This window comes from uncultured Gimesia sp., assembly GCF_963976445.1.
Taxonomy (GTDB): domain Bacteria; phylum Planctomycetota; class Planctomycetia; order Planctomycetales; family Planctomycetaceae; genus Gimesia.
This window is the reverse complement of the sequence record NZ_CAXBKP010000013.1, coordinates 1-25,579: the sequence shown is the minus strand read 5'-3', so window position 1 is coordinate 25,579 and position 25,579 is coordinate 1. Positions and strand designations below refer to the sequence as shown.

Sequence of the window (25,579 nt, the reverse complement as noted above, 5' to 3'; positions counted from 1 at the left end):
CAAGTACAAGTGTAATTGAAGAAGTTTAATTACATTTGTACTTGAGTCAAGTGGCGTTTCCCAAAATCGAGGGATTCAGTCAACCGACGCCCCCAAAGTCAATCTTAAATTGGGCGATGTTAAAAATAGGGGGGACTTTGAAATTCTTATCAAACCATGTTTGGAATTGGTCTTCCAATCGCTTAGAATCAGAGCATGATTTTGAGGGGTTGCGAATGAATTCGATTGAGTTTCATCTGCATCAGAAATCGTTAAGTATTTATGTATTAACAATTTCCATTATTTGGGAATCCATTGAATGAGTGTCCGATCTGCCAGACCGAAAGTAAATGATTTGATCTTTCGATTGATAGGGCGCTCCATCCACCCCGAACTTTACACAACTTGCGCAACTGTGGAGATTGTACAGAAAGATTATTCTGCCACGTTACGCATCTGTGAAACCGGCCATATCGCCAGTATTCAACATCAGAAAAAATCGGTGTGTGAGATTTTGACTTCGTTTCAAAATCCGCTGCCGAGCCAGAAACGGCTGCTGGAAAAACCGGTACGGGGTTGTCGCTCGGAATCGGTCCAGTTGGATACCGGCCTGTATTATCAGGTCAGTTATCAACTGGAAGAACTCGATTATACGATTTTTAAAAACGTGCATGAAGAATATTTGATGGATGCAGAGCGTGCCGACCTGGCGTATCACTTTATCTCGGAAAGTCGGCTTACTCCCGGCGCCTTGAGTATTATTGATTTCGAAGCCAATCAATCGAGTCTGTTGATCCATGCGTTTCATACATTCCCCGATGAGCTGGCTGTGGTCAAAACGCAATCGTTGTTCGAGTTTTAAACGAGAATTAAATATAAAAGGATGTCATTGATCAGCGTCAGGGACGACGGGTAACCGCTAACCATGATAGGCGATCAAGTGTTGTCTTTACGATCTTTCCTGCTGTTTTGTTTCTGCTGGTGCACACTGGCTTTCGTTGATTCCCCGTCTGAAGCGGCGTCGCGTTCTGTGTCCCGCTATCGCAGCGCGTATTACTCTTCTTCAGCCAGCGCCCGTTATCGGAATCACCATTCCAGCTACCGCTACTCCACTCGTTATCGACGCAACTATTCCGTGCCTCGTTCCACGTACTATGGTTATGGTGCCCGGCGGTATAATTACCGCTATCGTCCCTACGCTGCTGCCGCCAGCTATCGATACTACCGCCCCAGCTACTATAGTTTTTATCACTATCCGGCCGCCAACAATTCTTATTACGGCTACAATACAGGCTACTCTCGCCGGTTTTGTGGCGCCTGGAACACATATTCGTCCTGTTATCGCTCGCCTTACTCGGGGGTTCAAAGTGGTTACGCTCCCTATGGTGGCGGCTACAGCGTGTTCGGCGGCAGCTATGCTCCGTTGTGGGGAAGTTACACTCCTTACTGGGGAACGTATGCTCCTACCTGGGGTGCCTACTACGGCTCTCCCTGGTCCTACTACCCCGGTTATTATGGGAGTTATTACGGACTCAACAGCGGGCTCTGGCCTTATCGGCCGACCTTGTCTGGCAGCATTACGTTTCAGTCCGGCTATAACATGGGCTACTACGGCCGCAGCTATTATCGCTTCTGGTAAACCTTGAGACGCATTATGCGACTAAGGGCTTGAGACCAGCATCACACCCACGATGACATCGTAGGTGGCGTGTGCGCCGACCGTGATCCCGAATCCGCGTAGAAAAAACAGGCCGGCAAAGAAGAGTCCCGCCACCGTTCGAAAGGTGAAACTGAAGACCGAAAACTGATCACCCGAGGCACCCACATAATGTGCCAGTGAAAAGATCAGGCTGGTTGAAATAATCGCCAGCACGGCAGAGGGACGCACCTCAAGCAGCATTCCCCGAAACAGTAGATAACACAGAGGCAGCAATAACAGACGAAACATGACTTCTTCATACACGCCGGCGCCGACAAAACTAACGACGCGCGAAGCCGACTCTCGTTCGATGAACATCGTCACCGGCTGCGGTAATTGCTGAAACGCCAGATCCTGTACCTGTCCTAATATAATCAGGCAGAAAGCAAACAGCAGGCTCTCCGCAAACATCCCCAGCAGCGTCTCGCCGGAAAACTTCCAGGGATGCTTTAACACAATGTGCCACATCAGCAGCGTGCCGACAATCAGTGCTGGCAGTAGAAACGTTTGCGTAAGCCCAAGTTGCGATAACCAGCTCCGCATCCAGTAGTCGGCTCCATTGCGGATCAACTCCGGCTGGTTGCCGCCCATCGAAATCACGCCCAACTCGTAGATCAACAAGAGCGGGGCCAGAAATACCAGACAGACCAATGGCTGCCGTGCTTCAGCCCAGTAACCATCACCGGCGAAAGCAATCTCGCTTTGAGAGTTATTTTTCTGTGTCATATCTTACGTCTGCCCGGGTTCGGGTTTGTTGTCGCGTCTGAGGTCCGTTGATTCCAGATCAGCGTCGCCCTGGCCCGCCACGCTCTCGGTGAATCTGGATTAACTCGTTGTCCTCGGTTTGGTTTTGGTCAAATCGGCGTTGGTCTGGAAGTGGGGCTGCGGTATCTGCTGTTCTGATTGATCATGGCGATAGTTTTGGAATCGCCTGAGCGAAAAGGGGTCATTATGTCGATCGGCCACAATCAGTTCTTCGGGTAAATTGGGATCCAGGGCCGCTAACATTTGACCGACGACCGTCTCATCCCATTCGCCCCGATTGGTTTCCCGATACAGCTGCAGTGCTGCCGCAAAGGCCGCTTCTTCACTATCAAAGATCCGAATTCCGTCAGCCGTCAATTCGCGACTGTTATTTTTCAATTCCAGAAAGCGGCAGACAACTGCCATTCGCCGCGCGTGTTCGCCGAGCGCCGTCGTATGCAACCGACGTGGATAACCAGTCCCATCCAGACGCTCGTGATGTTGCGACACGACTTCACACAGGTAGGAAGCTCCCGGAAATCCGCGCACACCACCCAGTAAAGCGGCTCCCAGAACAGGATGCTCTCCCCGTTCATCAGCTACGATTTTCTGTTGATCGGTGGAAAGGTCGGTCTTGTTTTGCTTCAGCATCAACCAGCCAAAATCATGCAACAAACCGGCCATCATCAACAACTCAGGATTATCCCGCCAATCCTGGACCTGTCGGCTGACAGAATTGATCATGCGGGCGGTTTCGAGACCGCGCACATAAACAGGCAAATCATCCTCCGGCATGCTCTGTTTGGCGACATTCAGAAAATCATTGAATGATAAAAACAAGATCTGACCTGTATCGCTCAGATGCACGTCGTCATTTCGGATCTTGCGTAACAGGTTGAGCAGATAGTTCGGATTACAAAACGGTTTCGTCCAAATCTCCTGTGTCGCCTCTTTCAACTGCTTCAGATAGTGCAATGAGGTCTGGCTCAATAATAACTGCTGCCGAATGTATTGTTGCTCTTGTCGCACATAATCCAGAATTCGATCCAGAATCGGCAATTGTGGTCGGGAGACTGGATGCGTGGGATGGTGATCCAAGTAGAGGCGGCATCTCTGCAAAATTACTTGCACTCGAATATGAAGCTGAATCAGCGTTCGTTGTTGACCGGATATTTTCAGTTCCTGATTTTGTTCGTTCAGTTCCTGGTACTGTTTTCGCAGGGTCACATATTCTGGATCATCCGCTTTCAGTGGATCAGACGCCTGCGCACGCAAAGCCGTCCAGTCATCTCGTTCTTGACGAACGGGTGGAGCAAGCCAGCGGAGCAGTCTGGTGGTATGATTCACGATCTCGTTTCCGTCGGATGGGCACGCGTCGCATCAATGGTTTGTGATGCGAAGGGTTCAGGAACCTCTCTCTAAAGTGTCTATCGGCGGTTCTATAGGGGATGATTGAACCGTTTGGAGATTTTTCAGATTGGGGTAACTGTAAAAAACAGCACTTATCATGTTGACGTAGCATCACTTACATCATGTGCGCTGGAACCTGAAGGGACACGGAAGCATCTGGCTTTGAGGGAACGTGCAGTAGCAGAACTTCAGGCGACTCCGATAATACCTGAGTCAATTGTGCCGATTAGCAGAATTGCTCAATTTCCGGTCGCAGGGACGCCGATTTGAGACTTAAGGGTATTTTTTATCCCGTCTACTTGTGGTGATTTTGCCAACAAGCATAGAATTCAGGGAACAAGCCTGGAGCTTGAGGCAATTTGAAGAACTTTTACCGATCATGGAGTGTCCTGAATGCACAGGGCATTTATCAGTTTTCAGAATTCAACTCGATCCTAACCGACAGGCAGGAAAATTCTAATGGCTACGGATTTCCGGCAAAAAGAGCGACTCCCCGAAATTACTGACCGTATTGTAGAAACGTATCATGAGATTGGTACGGTTCATCATCTGGGTCATTGTCCTCTTCCAAGCCAGGATGCAGTTATCGAAGCGGCTCAAGACTTGAAGGATATCATCTTTCCGGGCTACAGCCGACGTCAGAACCTGCACCTGGGCAATGTCACCTATCATGTCGGAAACATCATCGATTCCCTGCATGATATTCTGACGGTCCAGATCGGTCGCGCGATGCGGCACCAGTATGTCCAGAAGCACGGTGCCGACTGCGAAGAGCTCCGCAAGATCGATTTTGAAGCGGAAGGCCAGCAGAAAACCATTCAGTTCCTGGAAACCATTCCTGAGATCCGGCGTGCTCTGGCGACTGACGTCCAGGCCGCACTCGACGGAGATCCGGCGGCGACCTGCTTTGATGAAATCATCTTCTGCTATCCCGGTCTGGAAGCAATTACCATCTACCGCATTGCGCATGAATTATACAAAATGGATGTGCCCATCATCCCGCGCATGTTGTCGGAATGGGCACACTCACAAACCGGAATCGACATCCACCCCGGCGCCACCATCGGCCTCTCATTCTTCATCGATCATGGTACGGGGGTTGTGATTGGCGAAACGTGCGAAATTGCCGAGCATGTGAAGGTCTATCAAGGGGTCACTCTCGGTGCATTAAGCTTCCCGAAAGACTCCGAAGGCCGCATCATTCGTGAGCAGAAACGACATCCCACGATAGAAAAAGGGGTTGTCATTTATGCCAACGCGACCATTCTGGGAGGCGACACGGTGATTGGCCAGGACGCAGTGATTGGCGCCAGTGTCTCGCTGATGAAAAGCGTGGTGCCGAATACGATTGTCACCATCGAAAAACCATCACTGCGGTTTCGCGAAGCCTCCTGAATCAAAGCGACGGGGCTTCGGTTACTCTAGACCAAGTTGCATTCGACCAGGTTATATTCGACCAAGTTGCATTTCCGGCTGGAAAGACGAATCAATTCCAGCCCCTAAAGCCGTTTCGCTCTGAACAGCTATAAAAAAATCCTGTGTGAATTCAGTAATATGAACTCACACAGGATTTGATCGTAAATAAATAATATTAGGCAATAGCGCGTTGTGGTCCATCATCTTCTTGCTGTTCGCGTTTAATGGAACCCACATGATCCAAAGTGCGATCTAGTTGCGATGCCAGCTTTTCCTGTGTCTGCAGTATCGAAGCGGCGGCTACTTCATAGTTTTGTTCGCGGCTGGTGAGCTGGTCGGCACGTTGTTGTAACTCGTCAGAGAACTTTGTCAGTTCTTCCATCATCGCTTCCAAGTCAGCCAGCAGACCTTTCTGTTCCTGTTCGGAAAGTGTTTCCTGGTTGGCAAGTTGCTCTTCCTGCTCTTCTTTCTGGTGCCGAATCTGAGATAGTAATGCGGCAGCCCCCTGTTCCCTTCGTGATTCATATTGTTCAATCAATTGGAAATCCTGCTCGATCAGGTCGATAAGTTCAGATGCTGACAGGTCCTTTAGAGTCGTTTCATTCGTCATTGAGTGATCTCTTTTTTTATCTGGGGTGAAAGGTGCGCTCGTCTCAAGCGGCGAGCCAGATAATCTAGCGTTGGAAATGCTCGTTGCTGTTTGTGGGCTGGACAGACGAAATACACATTCGATTGCCCCAATCGTAATCACATCACCATCAGATATGACTGATGTTTGAACTGGAATCCCATTCATAAATAACTTTGGTTGAGGAGCGATGGCTTCAATTTTGACTTCCCCCGGTTCAAGATGCACTACCGTATGCAGGATTGGCATGTCACCGCCGGCTAACTGGAGACCACAACAAGAGCCTGCTCCAATTGTCAGACGCGCCCCCTGAAGAGGACGGATGGGAAATTTTGTTTTCCCCTTCGTGATTTCCAGAGAAAACTGGTGGGAAGATTCTACAACCACAGACTTTTCAACCTCGTGTTGAGACAGGAACTTTGTGATTCCTCAGGGCTTTTTTCTAGTGCCACATAGGACTGAATCGACCGTCTGTTGAGGGCAGCATGAGAAAACGTTCGAGTTACTCTTTGATCAAAAATCGCTGATGGTTTCGACTATAAATCAAATCAGAACTTGTGACGATTAGCAGGTATAGGGGGAAGTGTGTTCGGGCAGTTCGGTTCAAAATAGAGAAGACAGAGTGGGTTTCCTCATCAGAGGTTTTGTAGATCCTTGTTAACAAAGGAAACACCTCAGCTAGATCGTTTCCCATTTTTAATACCGGCCAGGAGCAGGACTTTGAATAGCAGTAAGGTTCTGTTCATGGGTTTCTTGAGGTACGTGTGCAGTAATAGCCCGGAGTTCGCATCGCGCAGAAAAGATGACTGCAGTTCACGCTTCGAGAATCACAGTGCTCCCGAAAACGGCCTCAGTCAATTTTAGTGCCAGGCAGTTTTCGCTCAGTGGGAGGAGGTAGATCCGGCTCGGCTGCCTTGGGTTGTGCTGGCGGCGGAACATAACCTGAGCAAGTCAACTTGAGATTACCTCCCAGCGAAACCCGGAATTCAGAATTGCTGTCCAAGGCGGACCATCCCGCAAGCACACCACGCTGATCGGCATATTCCCGCGCGACCAGATAGCTATCGTAGCTGTCCGACCAGACGCGAAAATTTAGATAAAACAGCCGTGGATTAATCCTCTGAAGATCCTGCCGAAACAGGGCCGATGATTTACGGAGCCGTTCCGAGGTATCGCCGCGGCCCTCACGCGGTTCCAAAATCAGGTAAGGCACACCGCCGGCTGGCTTGAGTTTAATTCGCCAGTCCCGGTTCCCCACGTTCCGGTTCTCAAACAATTTCACCAGTTTGTCGCAGTCCACCGCCTGTTCCTGGGCCGTCACAAGCCGACTTTGGGCAATTGCTTTTAACGCCAATGCCTGTAACAGGGGGATATCCACGCGCAAAACACGACCATTTCGGCAAATATATTCAACGGCCTTCGCTTCCTTGGGCGCATCGCGAGGATTGGGCAGATTTACAATCTTGGCATTCGGCGTTGGTCCCGGGTCTGGTGTCTTTGCCAGTTTGGCTTTGATCTCTGCGAGTTCTGTTTCCTTCGTTACGATCGTTTTCTCGAGCGTTTTCACCTTTACGTCCCGCTCCGCGATCTGCTTCTTCAAGGCTTCAATATTGATCTGAATCTCTTTTAATTTCTGCAGCTCTTTCTGCAGCTTTTCAGCCATTTTTTTCTGTTCGTCAATATTGACGACCTTCTTCTGCTGCGTCAGTTCTTTCACCGTCTGCAACTGCTCTTTTTCCAGATCCAGCAGAGAATCGAGTTCTTGCACCTGCTTTTTAGAGCGTTCCATATCTTCATCGGTAATTTCCGGCAGCGTCTCTTTGATGCGATCGACTGCCTCGCCGACCCCTAATTGAGTCACCGTCAACATAATTACCAGAATGCCAACCACATTAGTCATCGTATCCAGCAGGGAATCGAGACTGGCACCGCTGGATGATCTTCTTTTACGTTTCATTTGTCGATTTGAATTCTCTAAAAGAAATTCGAGTAAATGCTAGTTTACTCTCACGTGAATCACCTGCTGATGTACGGGAAAACAGACTCCGCACCCCATGCAGATTTCGCTTGCTTCTGTATAATAGAATCATAAAAGCGAAATAGACCAGATCGCAAGCAGGGATCGGCGGTTGTTCCATAAAAACGGATAAGATGTCTGAACAGATCAGGAAAACAGAGTGGACAGTAGTTTATTGAAAATCCCCGGATTGATGATTGTAGGCACCGATACGGGCGTCGGCAAAACGTATATCTCTACTGCGATTGCTAGACAGTTGACGTCAGAGGGAACACGTACGGGCGCATACAAGCCAGCCTGTAGTGGTAGTCTGACTGAGGAACAGACCGGTGCGCCATACTGGGAAGATGTGTCACTATTGGCTGAGGCCATCGATGGCTCGTTTCCTGCAGAACGCATCTGTCCTCAGACATTCCACGCCCCATTGGCACCACCGGTCGCCGCGGAAAAAGAGGGCAAACAGGTCGACGAAGCGTTATTACGCCAGGGAGCGCTCTGGTGGCAGGATCAGGTTGATTTCCTGATTGTCGAAGGCGTCGGCGGCATTCTCTGTCCTTTGTCTGAGAACATGCTGGTCGTTGACTTCGCAGCCGCATTGAACTTTCCGATTCTGATTGTGGCACGAGCCGGGCTGGGAACCATCAATCATAGCCTGTTAACCATCGAAGTCTTGCAGAACCGTGGCTTTCCGATTGCCGGGCTGATTCTGAACGACGTCGATCCCGAACTCAGTGATGAATCGCGCGTCTCGAATGCGACGCAGATTCAACAATGGACAACTGTGCCCGTTTTATCTTTTGTCCCCTTTGATTGGCAGTCGAACTTGCTTCACCACCAGACTCAGGACAAAATAGACTGGAAACAGTTAGTGCAGGATCACTCCTGAATTGCCATTGTATTACCAGATCATGCCTGCCTGAAACCAGAGAACAGCAGATGGCATTTCAGCCGAATCACCTGCTGGCACCACCGCTTTCCTATTACGTAAATAAATCAACCGGAGAAATGGATGACTATTGATGTTGCCTGCCCCGCTTGTGGGGGTTCCATCCAAATCGAAGACGTCGCGGAAGTCGTTGCCTGTCCGCTCTGCCAGATTCACTTGCAAATCGACCCTGAAACGAATGAACCAGTCCTGGTTTCAGAGGAGACAGAAGAAGCCGACACTGTGGAGCCGGAGACATCGGTCACTGATGCCGATTCGGAAAGTGAGACCGAGGCTACTGAGCCAGAGAAGGCAGAAGAACCAGAGACAGCTGAAGAAACCGGGGAACAGGCCGAGATGGAAGCCACCCCCTCTGATGACGCCGAAGCAGCCTCGCCGTTTTCCTTTCTTCCAGGCGCAAATGAAAACCGTTCCGATGAAAAGCAGTCTGAGCCGTCGGCCACCAACTTTTCATTCCTCCCCGGCGGCAGTGATGAGACTGCAGAAGAAGAAACCGAGGCAGCCGAAATCACGGAGAATGATTCAACGACAAACGCTGAAGAAAATGCCGGTATGGAATCGGTACATGCATTCTCACACTCGAACGAAGAGAGCACGGACAATTTGGATCTGACACAGACAGAGCCCGCAGCGGAGTCGGCGGCTCCGTTTTCTTTTGTTCCCGACAGCAGCAACGATTCTACAGAAGCTAAAGCTGAGACCTCGGCCACCACAGCAGAAGAAACAGAGACACCTGTAGAAGAGGACTCCGCAGAAGTCGCAGAATCCACTCTGGAAGAAGGTTCGACTGCAGAGACAGAAACCACACCCGAAGGATCGATGGCATCAGAAACGACGGAAGCAGAAATAACGCCGACAGAGGAAAGCAGTGCTGAACCGGAAAGCACGCCTGCGCCAGAAGACTACCGTAAACCAAAAGTCGTCTCCAAACGCTTATTCACGCTGACACTGACCTATGCTCTCGCTGCCACCATCATGGTTGCGATGTTGTTATACGCGAAGTATCTCGGCGATCCACACCAACTGGAAAGCTTGCCCGATCTGAAACCGCCAATCAAAAATGATGAAATTGCCCTGCAACTGGTTCCGGAAAACGCGGAGATGCCTCCCGGCCATACTTTGAAACTGGGGGGACCCGGGCGGCGTTTTGGTAATATTCTGGTGACGCCGCTCCGCATTACTCGCGGCCCACTGGAGTTCGAACATTATACCGGCGACACCAGCAAAACACGCGAACCCTCCCAAGATGTGTTGAAACTCTATCTGAAATTTGAAAATGTCTCCTCTGACCAGACCTTTGAGCCACTCGACCAGAAACTACTTTTAACGCGTGTCTCTGGTAAAACTCAGGAGTCGTCACTGCGGGCGAATAATTTTGTCAGTCGCGTTGATCAGAAACGGACCGACGGAAAACGCGTTCTGACTTATGATATGCCCCCCTCTTGGGAATGGAATCTGAAAGGCCAGAATATCAATCAGGAAGCCAAACCTCAAAATCTGGAGCCTGGCGAAAGTTTCGAAACGTATGTCGCCACCAATGAAGAAGGGATCGATGACCTGAAAGGAGAGCTTGTCTGGAGACTTCAATTACGCAAAGGGTACAACTCCCAATCATATCGTGGCGTTACGACACTGATCGAAGTCGTCTTCAACAGCGATCAGATCGAGACCGAAGCTCCTTCTAAAACAGAAGCACCACAGGCAACCAGCTGATTTCGTTTGCGTCACGTCTCTGCAACAGATCAGGTCTTGGCAGCCGCATTCAGATTGCACTCGAACTTCATCAAAAAAAAACGCCTCGATGGTACTCCAAGAATACCACCGAGACGTCACGCGGAACCGCATACGATGCGGTGAGGAATTTTCAATGAGGACATCTTTCCGCTACTGGTGTCTGGCACAAGCCGCCTGTGACGGAGACTTGCACCAGGCACTTTCAGGAGAGTACATTCCTGAAACTACTTCTGGACCACAACAAACCGGGCACCGCTGTGGTTTCTCACCAGCAGCAATACATTGTCCTTTCCTTTTGCTTCTTTCAATCCTTGATTGAATTGATCCATCGAAGAGACTTCAGTTGTCCCAATTTTTTCAATAAGCATGCCTTTCATTAAGCCGGCTTCTTCAGCAGCACTACCCGGTTCGACGGAAGTGATCACCACTCCCTTCACATGATCCGAGTAGCCTAACTGATTTGCCAGTTCTTCGGTTAAAGGTTGCACTTCAATTTTCAGTTCATTGACACTTGTTTTGGGCTTTGCTTTCTTCGCACTTTCAAGCGGTTTTTCATCTTTCGCGACTGAGAAGCTCTTCGGCATTTCCTTCATGGTGATATTTTTATTGACGTGTTTTCCATCTCTTAAAATTTCCATCATGTAGGATTTACCCACAACCAGCTGTTCCACAATTCCCTGAAGGTTACGAGGTCCGGAGACATCCTTATTCGCAAAGTTCAGAATAATGTCTCCTGTTTCCAAACCGGCTGCGTTAGCGGGAGAACCTTCCATCACCTGCGTGATGATCGCACCCTGTCCGACTTTGATGTCGAAGGATTGAGCCAGTTCATTGCTGATTGGCTGAATGCCCACACCCAGGAAGGAACGTTTTACCTGACCATGATCAATTAACTGACCGGAAACCCAGCGAGCCATATTCACAGGAATCGCAAATCCGACTCCATCATAACCACCACTGCGGCTGGAAATGGCGGTGTTCACGCCGATCACTTCACCTCGCAAGTTCAACAGCGGGCCACCACTGTTACCAGGATTGATGGCAGCATCAGTCTGCAGGTAGTCTTCCCGGTCATTGATTCCTGGTCCACGCCCTTTCGCACTGATGATACCGTTGGTCACACTCATTCCGATCCCGAAGGGGTTTCCAATCGCCAGTACCCAGTCACCCATCTCCATTTTTGAACTGTCGCCCATAGGCAGTGCTGTCAGGTCTGGTGCATCAATTTTAATCACAGCAACATCAGAACGAGGATCCATGCGAATGTCGCTTGCCGTAAAGATGCGACCGTCATTTAACGTCACTTTGACAACGTCGGCACCATTCACCACATGCGAGTTTGTCATAATCAGACCAGACTTGTTGATCACAAATCCAGAGCCGGTTCCCATTCGTCGAGGCGCCCGTCGCTTGGGCTGATTCTGGTGTTGTTTCATCATGTCTTTGAAGCGGGGATCATTTTGAAACAGATCCTTAAACGGTGAGTTCTCATCGAACGGCGAGACATTCGAATCAGCAACTTCTGAAGTCTTGCTGACCGTCTCAATCATCACAATCGCCGGCATCGCCCTGCGGCTGATATTACGAAATACATTGGACAAATCTTGAACAGTCGCCGCCGTCGGGACATCAGTACTCGTATCTTTTTGAGCCACCCCCACCGCTGCGCCAACCAGACATGCGCTACCAATGATAGCGAACATCCAGTTTCGGTTTCCTGTTAACGCTTTCATTAAAATTACCTCCTACAGTTCATGGCTTAAAGACTTACCCGAGGCCATCGCTTTTCATGGAATTAATACTAAAAATGACATGTGACTCAAATCCTCAATTTGCCTTTCAAAAATCACTCTGTTACAAAAAAAATTGCGAAGTTCCAATCTGGTATAACGCCAGAAGAGATGAACTTGCTGTGTTGCATATATTTGACTTTGCTGATTCATCAAACGGCTGGACTGATTAATACTACGAGGTAAGTCGGGGGATGTGTTGGGACCGCTTGGAAAAAAAGATGGGATTTTCTACCCGTCAACGGGACTCAGAATCGGAACTAACCCCGATTTCCCCTGAAAACCTGAATATTTTTCAACCAATCCTCTGAATCTCTCCTTTTTTGTTTTCTTCGAATCAACGCTAATGTTAATATTTGTAGTGACTTAGGAAGGTCGTTTCATCTTCCTTGCGGGCCAGTTCTCTGAAACGAATAGATTGACTATTTTGATGTTCCTCAACGGCATTTAACAAGAGGAGACGTGCATGCTCTACGATCTCAGCCCCGCAGAGATCGATCAACTGCTTGAAGAGTGTCAAGAAAATCTCGGTTATCGCTTTTGTGATAGCGAGTTATTAAAATGCTGCCTGACACATACCTCTGCCGCCAAAACTCGCATTGATTCAAATGAACGACTGGAATTCCTTGGCGATGCCATACTGGGATCGATCGTCTGCGAACAACTGTTCCATCAATTTCCAAACGCCCCCGAGGGCGAACTGACGCGGATTAAATCGGCTGTCGTCAGCCGGAATACCTGCACCAAACTGGCACGGGAAAAAGGACTGGATCGTTTTATCTTCGTAGGCAAGGGACTGGCGATGACCGAAAGCCTCCCCGAATCATTATTAGCGGGCATGTTTGAGGCGATCATTGCCGGGATCTTCCTGGATGGCGGCGTCGAGCCGGTACACACGTTCCTTGATCCGCTGATTGAACGCGAAAACGCAAAAGCATCCCGTTCGGTGCATAGTTTCAATTATAAAAGCCTACTGCAGCAATATTCACAGAAGAGGTTCTCACAGACCCCCGTTTATGAATTACTGGATGAAAAAGGCCCCGATCATTCCAAGTTTTTCCAAGTCTCCGCGATTATCGGTGAACTTCAATACGAGCCAGCCTGGGGTTCGACCAAAAAAGAAGCTGAGCAGCGCGCTGCCTTCAACGCCTTGCGCATGAACGAAGATGAAAGCGACGAAGAATGGGAACTGCCCGCTGCACTCCCGGATAATGTCTGAGAACTGTTTTCTCCAGCCACACGACTCGAAGTGCGGACGGTCTTTTCTTGCTCTATTAATGAGAAAGGGCCGAGAGAATACGGGAATTCTCTCGGCTCTAAGATGGGGATGATGTTTTGGTGTGGCCCAGGATGGGCTGACCCGCCTCCACGGGTCGGTAGGATTGTCTCTCTCTTTTCTCTAGAATTTTAAAGTCTCTCAACTCTTTAAAATTCGATGGGTCTCTCTCTTTACCCAAAGCAGACATAATGCAGTAATCGTGCCAATCAATCTGAGACGTCGCGCCCTTTTGAGACAGTCGTTCTAAAACGCCTGAAAATAAGGGGAATTCCTTTTTCAGTTTTCTGGCGTGTTTTTTTGCACCAACCTCAATTGCAATTCTTGCAATGCGAAAAACCGGAAATTGAACCCTGAAATGTAAGACTTACAACCTGGTCATGCCCGTAGAAGTTGTCTGTCATCGTTTCAGCGGGCTGTTTTCGAGCCCGAATCGATGACCTCTATCGAGAGTTTCCCTACGGCCTGTAAGATCGGGAGAAAGATCGCCAGCGGTGCCGGGGCATTGTCTGACAGACTCGAATCGGCCAGTTTAATATGCCCTGCGCCAATCCCCCCTTTTCCCAGGGTAGCGTCCAAGGGAATCCAGCGGTTGTCCAGAAACACCTCGGTCCACATATGGCCGCCAAAACTGGAGCGACTCGGAATGTAAACCAGCCCCACCGCCACACGAGAAGGCAGGTTTTGTGCCCGCAGCATCGCTGCCAGTAACACGGCGTGTTCCGTACAATCCCCTTCCATGTTCTTGGCCACCTCGGCTGCTGATGCCAGGGCGGTCGAAAAATTCTTCTTCTTCAGGTTTTGATGTACATAACGTTCCATCAATGTCGCCTGTTTCCAGGGGTTTTGCTCAGATTGAACCGCCGCCGCGGCATACTTCATCACACGTGCGTCATCAGACTGAATAAATTGGGTCGGCCCCACATACTCGGCATCCACTTTTGCTTTCGGAAACTGCGTGGGAACTGCCGCTTTGACGACCGTTAACTCCACACTCCGCGCATCCCGCTTTTTCACCTGCTGAGTGTCTCCATTCTTCAGGAACTCTGTAGGGTCACCATCATCCAGTGTGAGCTGATAAACAACCTTTTCCGTATCATGCGCATGTGGGATCGGTTTCACTTTGATCAGCGTCTGTACCGCCAGATCCAATTCCCCGCCCGACAGTTCTTTCAGAGCCACTTCTTTACTGACAATATAAGTCACCATGGCAGACCCCAGAAAATCAGCCGCCGTTTTGGGAATGGTTCCCTCTTTCGTGACGTACAAATCGACGACCATTCCGGGCAGCAGTTCCTGCTTCATCTTGACGTGTAGACATTTCTCTTCAACGCCGCCATGCAATTCCGCCGTTTCATAATCCAGTGCAGTCAGGCTGACTTTTGACACTTTGCTATATTCCGGCAGCAACATCGAAAACGATTTCGTCTCTCCCGGCTGCATCGGAGACACTTTAAACATTTGCTCAAGATAGCTGGGTGAGTGAAACGTCGCTTCCCACTTCAATTGAGATCGACTCACCTGATTGGCGATTTTTGTTTCGACAATGAGTAGACTGTCTTTGACTTTGCCCTCTGAAATGGTGGAGTCAGCGGGTGGGTTGTTCATTTGAAAGGTGTATGACAGCAGATCCCCTTGCTTATTTTCCGTCGTCGACAAATGCGTCTCCATGTTGAGCGTTTGCCCGAATCGCTTCAGTTTCAGATACGAATCGCTTTGATTGTGAATCAGCTTGTTTTCCCCGCGGTCATCAACGCGGGTTTGAGAATAGGCATAACCGATTCGCTGGTTGTTCACATAGATCACCTGCCAGACTTCTCCCTCCTGCACAGCCACACTGCCGGAACTCTTGCCTGCTGTCTCGGCTGTTCTGGCTTCCTGCTCCAGCGCAGGGCTTTGAGAACAGGAAATGCCTGTGAACGCACCAATGAGTATGAAACAAGCCACAACGACTTTAAAGCGAATGGAGCTGATGAGAACCGTCATACCCTGAACTTTCTCTGAATTCGAATATGTGTGAACTGCCCGTGATGAGAATGATTTGAATCCGAACATAAAAAAATCCCCGCGATGCAAACCTGAATCGCAGGGATTATTTTATCTGTTTTATATGACAACGGGAAAGCGGAATTGATTCCATATCTTTCCCTTAATCGAGATCTTCTTCTTCGTCGATCGCACTCACTGCTTCAACTTCTTCTTCAGCTTCGTCGGCTTCATCAGCGTCAACTTCCGCTTCATCGACGGCTTTTACGACTTCTTCTTCCTCGTCGGGCACTTTCGCAACCACAACTTCACCATCCAGAGGCTCTTTAATTGGTTGGATGAAGTAAAGTTTCTTCGCGTTTTTCACACGCAATTGTTCAATGCGTTCCTCGGCAGCACTTCGCTGATCATAGGCAAAGCGGGACTCTTCCTTCAAACTGCCAGTGAAAACACCCCAGAATAACCGCCGACGGATTTCCGCCTTGGCCGCTTTTTTCTTGCGCGTGGCTTTTTTCTTCTTGACGGCTTTTTTCTTTTTAGGAGATGCTTTTTCTTCCGCTTCGGCAGCTTCTGCCTGGCGCCGCATTTCCAGACGACTTGGTGACTTTCGAGCCATTGTTTATTCTTTGGTAAAATAGAATTCTATTAATTGTTGAAATAGGAACGCCCTGAGCCGCTTAGCATAACATTTCATTTCTACAATGACTACGCACAACGAACTCCTCTGTGCACGAAGAACGCATTTTTTTGCATTTCGAGCTCGAATATGAGCTGCATTCCTACGGCGCTTATGACCGCCAGTTCTGAAAACCATCATCAGGTTCGGGCTCTGATAGAGCGAGTAGGATGCATGCGAACACAGTATTCGCCAATAGGCGCTGCTTTGCTCGATTCTGACTTTAAATGAGTATCAACGGTTATGTTCGGTTCTAACCCTTTATTTATCAGTTGTTTATGACGTTGTTGTCCCAGGGAAGACCAGGTATATTTAACCAATTTCTTCGAAATAATCAGAATAACTTGTTTAACCGGACCTCGATGACCGATCAATCAGGATAGCGATCTACTTGTTTCGTTTGCGCAGCAGGAATGACTCACCGTGTAAACCGGACGATTAGATATGGCTTTGATGTAATGGACGAAAACACAAAACTCAAGTGGGAACGGAGTTGTTCATGAAACGGTATCGTAAGTGGGTCTTAACGCTGGGGATCATGGCGGTGACTCCCGGTATCACAATGGCCGGACCCTTGGATTTCTTCAGCAAGAAATCTGAACAGTCTAGTTCGACCGCTGTATCCGGCAGTACTTCTAATAATCAGAGGGTCGCGAATGAAATCGCCGACGTTCTGCGAAAAGCCCGGCTGACCGGTTACAACATGGAAATCGAGTACGATAAAGGCGTTGCAGTACTCAAAGGGAAAATTCCGACTGCCGCTCAAAAAGCACAGGCAACCGGTTTGATTTCAAGAATCAACGGTGTTTCTCGTGTCGACAACCAACTGGAAGTCAGCCAGGTCGCTCAGAATCAGGTCCCCACACTGGGAACCGAAACCAGAAAATCAAGTCTGAATCCATTCCGTAAACCTGCGGAAATCACTCAGGCTTCTGTTTCTGATCCGTTTCTGAAAGGTTCATTGAAACAGGCCCAATTTGAACAATCGGTTGAGAATCGACGTTCACAGGTTCAGCCCGTATCCTACCAGGCTCCTGCTGCTCGTCAGGCTGCTCCTGCGATGAACAATCAGCAAATGGCAGAACAATTGGCAAAAGCACTCGGACCAGCTCTAGCTTCTGCTCATGATGTCGAAATTCGGTTCAAAAATGGAACTGCAATCCTGCAGGGAGCCATCGGCAGCCCACAGGAAAAACAAATGGCGACTCAAATCGCCCAGCGAGTACCCGGTGTCCGACAGGTGGAAAACCACTTGCAACTGATGCAGGCTGCTCCCCGACAGGCTTCCATGATTCAGCCAACGAATCACATGAATTATCAGGCCCCCCATCCGGGGCCTGGGGGACCACCTCAGATGGCTCCTCAAATGGCTCCCCAACCAGGAATGGGAGCAGCAAACAATGTTTACAACAGTCCTAACTTGCCAGACACAGCTTGGCCGACTTATGCAAACTATCCGAACTACGCACAGGTTGCATACCCAAGCCAATACAGTGCGAGTGCATTCCCTTACATCGGGCCATTCTATCCCTACCCACAAGTACCATTGGGATGGCGTCAGGCTCAACTCGAATGGGATGATGGATCCTGGAAATTAAACTTCCGACCACGAACCGATCGCTGGTGGTGGTTCATGAATCCGAAAAACTGGTAATCACCAGGAAGACGGACCAGAATAAAACAGCCTTCCGGAATGAACTTTTCTTCCGGAAGGTTTTTTTACAGGCGAAAGACACAACTTGAGACGAGTCTCGCCAGATCAGAAATTAGAACAAGTTTTATCTTTTAAATCGTTAAAATCGTCAAATTCTCACAAGATTGTCGAACAGACAGTCCGATAAGAAGAATATGGAATCATGTTCTTGCGAATACAGGCAGGATGCCAAGAGACAGAACATGACATCTCCTTACCAGAGCAAGATGCTCTCTAACACTGAAAACGGAGTTCTCCTTTTGAAAACAACTTCGTTAAAATCACCCGGAGGAAGAAGGATGTTCAAAATCGGGAAGCAATTCAGCCGTGCTTTGCTTTTGGGCTGTGCCTGCTTGTTAACGCTCAATGCCAGTGGTTGTACGCTGCTAAAAGGCGCTATCGAAGTGACCTACGCCGGCTCAGTCTTCTGGCGAACCACTCCTTTAATCCCTGTGACAGCCTACTGGTCACAGTTGGTTGAAGACACTTACTGGGAAGAAGAACGCTACGACAAAGTCCAGATTCTGGATCCTGTCGAAGGCGAACACGCTCCCCTGTTCTGTCTTGATCCTCCCAGCCCTGATGAAGTCATCAGAGCACTACCAGATAAAACTGGTGGCGGAGTCTGGTTCCTGGCAGAAACAACTCGCAACAACGTCCGCATGGTTGTCGAACCTATTGTAGACCGAATTAGCGAATGCCGCTTCTACCCAATGGTCGGCCCTGCTCGTCAGCATCACTGTCACTATAAGTGCACCGTGTACTACGAAAAAACAATCCGTTCCGACTGGCCCGTTCCATTCTCGAACACCGATCAGACCAAAGAAGTCGTCTACATCGACCACGACCACCTGATCCGCTGTGCTGGACCACCATCTGAATAATGAAATAAAGTAGACATGATTCTCTGATCAACCAGCAGAATCTAAAAACTACCCACCAGCAAAGCCGATGATTCTTACCGGGTGAAAGAATCATCGGCTTTCGCATGCGCGGGTCACAAAACGGCAGTGAGAACTCACACAGAATTCAGCCGATCCGGCGAGTTCGTCGTAGGGGCGAGTCTATGTGCTCGCCCGCCTTGTGAGGCACAACTTTGTTTAAACTAAGGGATGGAACAAATTGAAACCTCGTGTTCTCTCAGACGTCTCTCGACACTTGCCCGCACCAATCCCCAATGCTACTCGAAACCACTTAGCTTTCGTGTCATTTCGTGTTTTTCGTGGTAGAAAAAGAAGTGAGTAGGATCGGGATACATTCGGAGCGATCCTGTTTCATTTCATGAGCGGCACGGCGCCAGCCGCCGTTTTTACTTCAGTAAACAGTCATTCAAAAACAGTGGCTGGCGCCATTCCGCTCACGATAGGTAAGCTTTCATTTTTTCGCGGCTCAGCCAAGGATATCCTGCACTACGTTGCCGTGAACGTCGGTCAAACGATAGTCTCGTCCTGCATGCCGAAAAGTGAGACGTTCATGGTTGATTCCCAGTTGATGAAGAATCGTCGCATGGAAATCGTGCACATGCACGCGTTTTTCTCCCACGTCGATCCCCAACTCGTCAGATGCCCCGTAAGCCATCCCCCCTTTGACGCCACCGCCGGCGAGCCAGGAAGAAAAGACCTGATGATGATGTTCGCGTCCCGCATGATCGGCTTTTTCATGATAGGGGGTCCGTCCGAATTCCGTGGTCCAGACGACGAGCGTCTCATCCAGCATTCCACGCTGTTTCAGATCCTTTATCAAGGCGGCAATCGGCTGATCCACGTTTTTCGCTAACGGCGCATGTGTTGCCATGTTGCCATGCGCGTCCCAGTTATTCGATGAACCAACATCGATTAGTTCAATAAACCGTACGCCACGTTCTGCCAGTCGGCGTGCTACCAGACACTGCCAGCCGAAACCTGTTTTCTGACCTGCAGACAGCCCGTACATTTTCATTGTCTCTGCAGTCTCGCCCGACAGGTCCAACGCTTCGGGGGCTTCGCGCTGCATGCCGAACGCGGTTTCGAATGAGCGAATCCTTGCATCCAGCGCATTATCGACGGGACGAGTCTCAAGATGTTTTCGGTTTGCTTTGGCAAGGTATTCCAGTTCCAGCTCCTGCAGCTTCGAAGTCGCCACCTGACGGCGGATATTCGGAATCGGATCTGCCCCCGGAATCATTTGCATCCCTTGATGAGAGCCTGGCAGAAAGTCGCTACCCCAGGTTTGTGCGCCCGCATAAGGAGCCTGCGGCGCAATGACCACAAATGAAGGCAAATTACGGTTGACGGTCCCCAGACCGTAACTGACCCACGATCCAATACTCGGCCGCGCGAACGTCCACGAGCCGCAGTGCATACCCAGCGTACTCTCATAATGATTGGTATGATCGGACTTCATCGAGCGAATCACGCATAAGTCATCGACGACGCTACGAACATGAGGGAACAGATCACTGATCTGAACGCCGCTCTCACCACCCGGTCGGAACTCCCAATTGGGTTTCTTGAGGTAGCGGGCAAACTCGCCAATCTTCCCCTGCCAGTTATCGACGGTGATTTTCTTGCCGTGATTTGCAATCAGCTCCGGCTTATGATCAAACGAATCAACGTGCGAGACGCCCCCCGTCATATACAAAAAGATCACACGTTTTGCCTTCGGCGAATGATGTGGCTGCCGGGGCGCCAGAGGATTAGATGCCCTATCAGCGGCCGGCAGCTCATCTGCCAGCATCGAACTCAAAGCCAGGGCACCGAAACCGCCGGCAAAACGCTGTAAGAATTCACGTCGCGCCGGAAGTGCATTCCGCAAATCGCCTTCTGTCCCATCCGTCATGACTCACACCTTCTACTTGATTTTACAAACGTAAAACAATGTCCGTTAATCAACAAACAAAAATTCATTGCGCGTTAACAGTGTTCTGGAGAACGCACTCCACACCATCAACTCGCGTGCTTCTAATGCAACGCCACTCTCACTTAATGCTGCCGTGTATCGTTTGAGGAACTCGATGTTTTCAGCGAGCTGATCAGAAGTAGGAGGGTGGCCCATTGCAGTCTGCCAGGCCAGTTCCACGCGTGCGTTCTGATCGCTGGCCTCTTTAGTCAGTTTCCGGGCCAAAATTTCCGCTTGCTGATGCACGAACGGGCTATTCATTAAATACAGCGCCTGCGTGGGTACCGTCGTCAATTCACGTCGCGCTGTACTGACATTCGTGTCCGCACCATCAAACAACGCCAGGAACGGATGCCGTTTTAGTCGCTGTTGCATCAAATAAATGCTGCGACGGTTTGTCGGATACACCGCATAAAATGGGGTGTGCTGTGAAAATCCCCAGGTTTCGACCGGCGGAAAAGGATGTGCGCCCCCGGGAGTCGGATCCAGATTCCCACTCACCAGCAGCATCGCATCCCGGATCTCTTCGGCACTTAAGCGACGACGATTGAATCGCCAGAGAAATCGCGCGTTCGGATCATGCTCGGCTGCTTCAATATCAAAATTACTCGATTGCTGATATGCGGCACTATTCATCATGAGTCGATGCATGGCCTTGATCGACCAGCGGCTTTCTTTAAAACGCGTCGCCAGCCAGTCGAGCAGTTCGGGATGTGTGGGCAACTCACCTCGGTTACCAAAATCGTTTTCGCTTCCTGCAAGGCCGCGCCCAAAATGCTGCTGCCAGATGCGATTCACCATCACGCGGGCGAACAGCGGGTTCTCCTCGGCCGTCAGCCATTCGGCGAGTTGTAAACGACCACTACCGGCGGCAGGTGGGAGCCGATCTTTCCCCAGGATCTGCAGATTCCGTCGCACCGCGACATCTCCGAGCTTTATCTGGTTTCCGCGAAGATGAATTTTCACATCTGCTGGTTGCTTGCCGTCAGTTGCTCCGTAATACAGATCCTCATTCGAGAACGGTCCGGCCTGCTTGAAGGCATCTCGCTCTGCAGTCAACGTTTCCAGAGTCTGCTTCTGTTCCCCGCGCTGCTTCAGCGTTTCAGAAAGGTTCCGTATTTCCGCCGCAAGCGATTCGGCATTCTCGATCGAATCCTCGGCATGCAATAGCGGTTTAACACTGACTGCCAGATTATCAATTTCGTGAGCCGGCGTTGCCCCCGATCCCGGCCCATATTTATCCACAAACGTCGTATCAATCACGCCGCTCCAGCCAGCAGTGAAGCCTTTTCCTACAAAGGCAATGGAACTGTCAGTACCCGTTAAAACGCCAGAAACGGTTTTGTTCTTTAAATTTAACTTGACCCACAGGTTGTACCACTGTCCCTGTTTTACCTCGCAAAGCGGCTCATATTTGTTCCCGTTCTTGACGAAGAACGTGGTGGCACTTACTCCCATTTCAACCGCCGCCGAGTGACCTGGCCCCTGCCCCAGATAGATGCGATAAGCGCCGTTGCCTTCACCAGCCATGTTGGTGTTTCGAAAATCAAGATTGAAATACAACTCAGGTGAATTATCAGGCGTGTGAGTTGTCTGCAGCGTGCGGACAACCGCGTTGTTTTGTGTGTCACCGGGAAAAGCGAGACCGCGCGTCCCTACCGGAAACACATTGGCATAGGGACTTTGAGCTGATGCAGAAATTGTCGCAGAGGCAACAAATCCATAAGGCTTCATGGGAGGGCGGCCGAGCAGCTCTTTCTCAAAACCACAGAATTCGGTCGACGGCAAAACAGCGCCGATCTGATCTTCCAGTCCCTTCAGCTTCGATGTTTTTTCGGCGATCTGCTTCTCATACACAGCCAGCTGAGTCTCGAACTTTGATTTCTTCTCCGCTTCTAATTTTGGTGAGAGTGCAGAAAACGTATCGTAAGGTCGTTTCTTCTCCTCGGAACCGGGAAACGAATAGCGGCTGCTGGAAAAAATTCCATACCAGGCATAGTAGTCGGTCATGTTGATCGGGTCATACTTGTGATCGTGACAGCGGGCACAACCCATCGACAACCCCAGCACGGCTTGCCCTACTGTATCCAGCGTATCTTGAATGGTGAGATGGTGGTAATTCTCAACATCAAATCCAAACCGGCGCGAGATGGCGATGAAACCAGTGGCGATGTGCATCTTTCGGTAGCGCGCCTCTGCTTCTGCAGTGAGCGGTTCGCCAGATTGTGTGAGAAGCTGCCGGGCCAGAATGTCACCGGCAATCTGCTGACGCACAAAATCGTCGTAAGGCATATCCTGATTCATGGAATCAATCACCCAGTTACGATAATTAAAAGCAAGTGGCGCCGGATAATCAGCCGTCTCCCCGGCTGTATCGGCATAGCGAACGACATCCAGCCAGTGCCGTCCCCAGCGTTCCCCATACGATTTGCTCTGTAGCAAGCGGTCAACCACTTTTGCAAAGGCTTGAGGCGAATCATCGTTCAGAAACGACTGCATTTCCGCTTGCGTCGGCGGCAGTCCCGTCAGGTCAAACGTGGCCCGGCGTAGCAAGGTTCGTTTCTCCGCCGCGGGAGACATCGCCAGACCTTCCTTGATTAGTTTCGCATGAATAAACCGATCAATGTCATTGAAAACAGGTAAAGACACATCGACCGTCGGTGGCGCAGGATTCTGGATCGGCTGGAACGACCAGAAGCTCCGTTCTTTTTCAGTAATCGGTCCGCTACGCAACTCGGGCCCACTACCAAGTTTCATTCCCTCGGGCCAGACCGCCCCCTGCTTGACCCAGCGTGTAACCGCGGCAATTTTGTTCGCTTCGAGTTGCTTTTCGGGTGGCATCTCCAGGCCATCAGCGTGGCGGAGTGCCTGGATCAGTAAACTGGTTTCTGGTTTTCCCGGGATGACTGCCGGGCCGGTATCGCCGCCTTTGAGTATCGTGGATCTCTGGTCCAGGCGGAGGCCAGCCTCTGCCTTCTGTGGCCCATGACACGAAATACAGTGTTCAATCAACAGTGGCCGAATTTCATTTTCGAATAATGCCAGCGCAGCACGGTCATCGGCATACGTTGATTCACAAACCGGGAAGACGGAAACAAGAGTCAACAGCCAGATGCAGACCAACCACAAAAAACTTGTACCAAGGTGACCAGTCTCATTCGTCGGAGAGACGGTGCTGCTCATAGATCGTGTTATCTTTGATTTGGTAATGATGGAATCCTCTCTCTACGTGAGTCGTAGTCAAGCCTCAGCTTCCTGTTCCGTTTCTGCCTCCAGCAACAGCCAATTCTGTAACGAAGAGGTATGCTCCGACATGGCGTTCCCCGCGACATTTGGGTCGCCGGTTTTTAAAGCCGTGAGTAAAACTTTATGGCTGGCGACGGTCTCTTCGCCTGTGCGTGCCGTCATATCACTATGTCGACGATGCACCCCTGCCAGCCACAACTCTAACTGGGGGCGTAACACGCGCCACGCATCGACGAGTCGCGAGTTTCCGGAGGCGTGTATGATCGCTTCATGAAAGGCGATATCGAGAAACGTCAGCTTGAGCAGGTTCGATTCCTGCTCGGTCTGGCGGATATTGTCTTCCAGTGCCGCGATCGTCTCCTCTGTCAGACGCGTACAAGCCAGCCTGATCGCTGCCAGCTCAAGCACCTGTCGAAACTCCACGATTTCATGTGCGTCTGACAGCGTTAGACTACGAACCGTCGCCGTTCCGCGATCATCAAATTCCAGCAGGCCTTCATTCATCAATTGAAACTTGGCCTGGCGAATCGAGGCACGACTCACCCCCAGCTGCGCCCCAAGGCGGGCTTCTGCCAACGATTCCCCCGGTGCCAGGGCACCAGACAAGATCGCGTCTCTCAACTGGCTTTCCACATCTTCCGTCACAGATTGCTTTTGAATCTTGCGAAACGGAACTTTCGTTTTCGGTTTAATAGCAGGTTTCGTATTCATCCTCCCAGCCTACACAGTCGACGGTCGACCGTCAACTAAAAGGCTAGAAATACGGGACCTTTTTAAATCCTCGATGTTTATGTAAGTAAGTTCTGAGACCCCGGTGAGTTCCACCAATTCAGTCAACGCGGCCTGACTCTGGACCTGAGGCATGCTTGAATCGGCATCAGCACCGAACTGGCTGCGATTATCATCACACGGTGGGTGGGGCACTGTTGGCTTGCCAGCAGTGAAAAGAAAAGCATGCGCGGAACATCACGCACACAAAGTTCAGACCCTCCGCCGAATCTATTGTAGGGGCGAGTCTATGTGCTCGCCCGCCTGGTGAAGCCCAACTCTATTTTGCCGTGAGTATGGGACCAGTCAAAGCATTCGTACGCGGTTCAGCATACGACCCCGATCCTGCGGGCGGCCACATAGGGCCGCACCCTACCGCAACACGGGTCGGAAGTGTTTTTTTGGAGTTGAACGAGCACCGTCGGACAAGCCGAGCGGTGGCACACGGGAGTCTTATCCAGTCTTCGGAATCGTATTCAAAAATGGCATCTTGATCATATTGATTGCTACTACGAAAATTTGAAAACATGCGAAACCGGGTGGGCTCGGATGTAATCCGGGCCGAGCGCAGCGAGCAGGAAATTGCAGGAAAACCGTTCTGAACATCACACACAAAGTTTAGAGCCTCCGCCGAATCTGTTGTAGGGGCGAGTCTATGTGCTCGCCCGCCTGGTGAAGCCCAACTCTATTTTGC

General features: G+C 50.2%; 18 protein-coding genes. 8 read left to right on the top strand and 10 right to left on the bottom strand.

Annotated features, from left to right (window positions below; all coding sequences use genetic code 11):
- Nucleotides 1–298 precede the first annotated feature (298 nt).
- Nucleotides 299–841, top strand: coding sequence for a DUF2617 family protein (locus tag AAC022_RS15350; RefSeq protein ID WP_339732297.1), 543 nt, complete (start codon nucleotides 299–301; stop codon nucleotides 839–841).
- A 63-nt stretch (nucleotides 842–904) separates the two neighbouring features.
- Nucleotides 905–1,618: a hypothetical protein gene (locus AAC022_RS15345; protein WP_339732296.1), complete on the top strand. Its 714-nt coding sequence runs from the start codon at nucleotides 905–907 to the stop codon at nucleotides 1,616–1,618.
- A gap of 21 nt (nucleotides 1,619–1,639) precedes the next feature.
- Here the strand turns inward: AAC022_RS15345 and AAC022_RS15340 are convergent, their stop codons facing one another.
- Nucleotides 1,640–2,404, bottom strand: coding sequence for a CPBP family intramembrane glutamic endopeptidase (locus AAC022_RS15340; RefSeq protein WP_339732295.1), 765 nt, complete (start codon nucleotides 2,402–2,404; stop codon nucleotides 1,640–1,642).
- A gap of 99 nt (nucleotides 2,405–2,503) precedes the next feature.
- Nucleotides 2,504–3,769 (bottom strand): HD domain-containing phosphohydrolase, encoded by a 1,266-nt coding sequence (locus tag AAC022_RS15335; protein ID WP_339732294.1) that lies wholly within the window; start codon nucleotides 3,767–3,769, stop codon nucleotides 2,504–2,506.
- Nucleotides 3,770–4,291: 522 nt separating this feature from the next.
- On the opposite strand from AAC022_RS15335, the gene AAC022_RS15330 reads away from it, so the two are divergent.
- Complete coding sequence (locus AAC022_RS15330; RefSeq protein WP_339732293.1) at nucleotides 4,292–5,227, top strand: serine acetyltransferase; 936 nt, start codon at nucleotides 4,292–4,294, stop codon at nucleotides 5,225–5,227.
- 196 nt (nucleotides 5,228–5,423) lie between these two features.
- Here the strand turns inward: AAC022_RS15330 and AAC022_RS15325 are convergent, their stop codons facing one another.
- The gene (locus tag AAC022_RS15325) at nucleotides 5,424–6,263 is read right to left on the bottom strand and encodes a hypothetical protein (protein ID WP_339732292.1); all 840 of its coding nucleotides are present in this window, start codon (nucleotides 6,261–6,263) and stop codon (nucleotides 5,424–5,426) included.
- 463 nt (nucleotides 6,264–6,726) lie between these two features.
- Nucleotides 6,727–7,833, bottom strand: coding sequence for a hypothetical protein (locus AAC022_RS15320; protein WP_339732290.1), 1,107 nt, complete (start codon nucleotides 7,831–7,833; stop codon nucleotides 6,727–6,729).
- Between the two features lie 220 nt (nucleotides 7,834–8,053).
- On the opposite strand from AAC022_RS15320, the gene bioD reads away from it, so the two are divergent.
- A complete protein-coding gene (gene bioD / locus AAC022_RS15315) occupies nucleotides 8,054–8,779 on the top strand; it encodes a dethiobiotin synthase (RefSeq protein WP_339732288.1) in 726 nt (241 codons plus the stop codon).
- Between the two features lie 123 nt (nucleotides 8,780–8,902).
- Nucleotides 8,903–10,552 (top strand): hypothetical protein, encoded by a 1,650-nt coding sequence (locus AAC022_RS15310; RefSeq protein ID WP_339732286.1) that lies wholly within the window; start codon nucleotides 8,903–8,905, stop codon nucleotides 10,550–10,552.
- A gap of 245 nt (nucleotides 10,553–10,797) precedes the next feature.
- Here the strand turns inward: AAC022_RS15310 and AAC022_RS15305 are convergent, their stop codons facing one another.
- Nucleotides 10,798–12,306 carry a Do family serine endopeptidase gene (locus tag AAC022_RS15305; RefSeq protein WP_339732284.1) on the bottom strand — a complete coding sequence of 503 codons (1,509 nt, stop codon included), beginning with the start codon at nucleotides 12,304–12,306 and terminating at the stop codon, nucleotides 10,798–10,800.
- Between the two features lie 523 nt (nucleotides 12,307–12,829).
- On the opposite strand from AAC022_RS15305, the gene rnc reads away from it, so the two are divergent.
- On the top strand, nucleotides 12,830–13,582 hold the full coding sequence (gene rnc, locus AAC022_RS15300) for a ribonuclease III (protein ID WP_339732282.1): 753 nt from the start codon (nucleotides 12,830–12,832) through the stop codon (nucleotides 13,580–13,582).
- A gap of 465 nt (nucleotides 13,583–14,047) precedes the next feature.
- On the opposite strand, the gene AAC022_RS15295 is transcribed toward rnc, so the two are convergent.
- On the bottom strand, nucleotides 14,048–15,625 hold the full coding sequence (locus AAC022_RS15295) for a transglutaminase-like domain-containing protein (protein WP_339732281.1): 1,578 nt from the start codon (nucleotides 15,623–15,625) through the stop codon (nucleotides 14,048–14,050).
- A 163-nt stretch (nucleotides 15,626–15,788) separates the two neighbouring features.
- Complete coding sequence (locus AAC022_RS15290) at nucleotides 15,789–16,241, bottom strand: hypothetical protein (protein ID WP_339732280.1); 453 nt, start codon at nucleotides 16,239–16,241, stop codon at nucleotides 15,789–15,791.
- Between the two features lie 559 nt (nucleotides 16,242–16,800).
- Between AAC022_RS15290 and AAC022_RS15285 the strand changes: the two genes are divergently transcribed.
- A complete protein-coding gene (locus AAC022_RS15285; protein WP_339732278.1) occupies nucleotides 16,801–17,955 on the top strand; it encodes a BON domain-containing protein in 1,155 nt (384 codons plus the stop codon).
- 338 nt (nucleotides 17,956–18,293) lie between these two features.
- On the top strand, nucleotides 18,294–18,878 hold the full coding sequence (locus AAC022_RS15280) for a hypothetical protein (protein WP_339732277.1): 585 nt from the start codon (nucleotides 18,294–18,296) through the stop codon (nucleotides 18,876–18,878).
- 505 nt (nucleotides 18,879–19,383) lie between these two features.
- Here the strand turns inward: AAC022_RS15280 and AAC022_RS15275 are convergent.
- Genes AAC022_RS15275 through AAC022_RS15265 form a run of 3 tightly spaced genes read right to left on the bottom strand, consistent with a single transcriptional unit; the run spans nucleotide 19,384 to nucleotide 24,828 of the window.
- Complete coding sequence (locus AAC022_RS15275) at nucleotides 19,384–20,811, bottom strand: DUF1501 domain-containing protein (protein ID WP_339732276.1); 1,428 nt, start codon at nucleotides 20,809–20,811, stop codon at nucleotides 19,384–19,386.
- 45 nt (nucleotides 20,812–20,856) lie between these two features.
- Complete coding sequence (locus AAC022_RS15270) at nucleotides 20,857–24,054, bottom strand: PSD1 and planctomycete cytochrome C domain-containing protein (RefSeq protein WP_339732275.1); 3,198 nt, start codon at nucleotides 24,052–24,054, stop codon at nucleotides 20,857–20,859.
- A gap of 57 nt (nucleotides 24,055–24,111) precedes the next feature.
- Entirely contained in the window at nucleotides 24,112–24,828 is a 717-nt protein-coding gene (locus AAC022_RS15265) for a GntR family transcriptional regulator (protein ID WP_339732274.1), read from the bottom strand.
- Between the last annotated feature and the right edge of the window lie 751 nt (nucleotides 24,829–25,579).

Excerpts from the sequence above, each read along its gene's own strand:
- AAC022_RS15340 (WP_339732295.1), bottom strand. The coding sequence starts at position 2,404 with ATGACACAGAAAAATAACTCTCAAAGCGAGATTGCTTTCGCCGGTGAT.
- AAC022_RS15275 (WP_339732276.1), bottom strand. The coding sequence starts at position 20,811 with ATGACGGATGGGACAGAAGGCGATTTGCGGAATGCACTTCCGGCGCGA.
- AAC022_RS15305 (WP_339732284.1), bottom strand. The coding sequence starts at position 12,306 with ATGAAAGCGTTAACAGGAAACCGAAACTGGATGTTCGCTATCATTGGT.
- AAC022_RS15310 (WP_339732286.1), top strand. The coding sequence starts at position 8,903 with ATGACTATTGATGTTGCCTGCCCCGCTTGTGGGGGTTCCATCCAAATC.
- AAC022_RS15350 (WP_339732297.1), top strand. The coding sequence starts at position 299 with ATGAGTGTCCGATCTGCCAGACCGAAAGTAAATGATTTGATCTTTCGA.
- AAC022_RS15330 (WP_339732293.1), top strand. The coding sequence starts at position 4,292 with ATGGCTACGGATTTCCGGCAAAAAGAGCGACTCCCCGAAATTACTGAC.
- AAC022_RS15295 (WP_339732281.1), bottom strand. The coding sequence starts at position 15,625 with ATGACGGTTCTCATCAGCTCCATTCGCTTTAAAGTCGTTGTGGCTTGT.
- AAC022_RS15265 (WP_339732274.1), bottom strand. The coding sequence starts at position 24,828 with ATGAATACGAAACCTGCTATTAAACCGAAAACGAAAGTTCCGTTTCGC.
- AAC022_RS15285 (WP_339732278.1), top strand. The coding sequence starts at position 16,801 with ATGAAACGGTATCGTAAGTGGGTCTTAACGCTGGGGATCATGGCGGTG.
- AAC022_RS15320 (WP_339732290.1), bottom strand. The coding sequence starts at position 7,833 with ATGAAACGTAAAAGAAGATCATCCAGCGGTGCCAGTCTCGATTCCCTG.
- rnc (WP_339732282.1), top strand. The coding sequence starts at position 12,830 with ATGCTCTACGATCTCAGCCCCGCAGAGATCGATCAACTGCTTGAAGAG.
- AAC022_RS15270 (WP_339732275.1), bottom strand. The coding sequence starts at position 24,054 with ATGAGCAGCACCGTCTCTCCGACGAATGAGACTGGTCACCTTGGTACA.
- AAC022_RS15290 (WP_339732280.1), bottom strand. The coding sequence starts at position 16,241 with ATGGCTCGAAAGTCACCAAGTCGTCTGGAAATGCGGCGCCAGGCAGAA.
- AAC022_RS15345 (WP_339732296.1), top strand. The coding sequence starts at position 905 with ATGATAGGCGATCAAGTGTTGTCTTTACGATCTTTCCTGCTGTTTTGT.
- AAC022_RS15280 (WP_339732277.1), top strand. The coding sequence starts at position 18,294 with ATGTTCAAAATCGGGAAGCAATTCAGCCGTGCTTTGCTTTTGGGCTGT.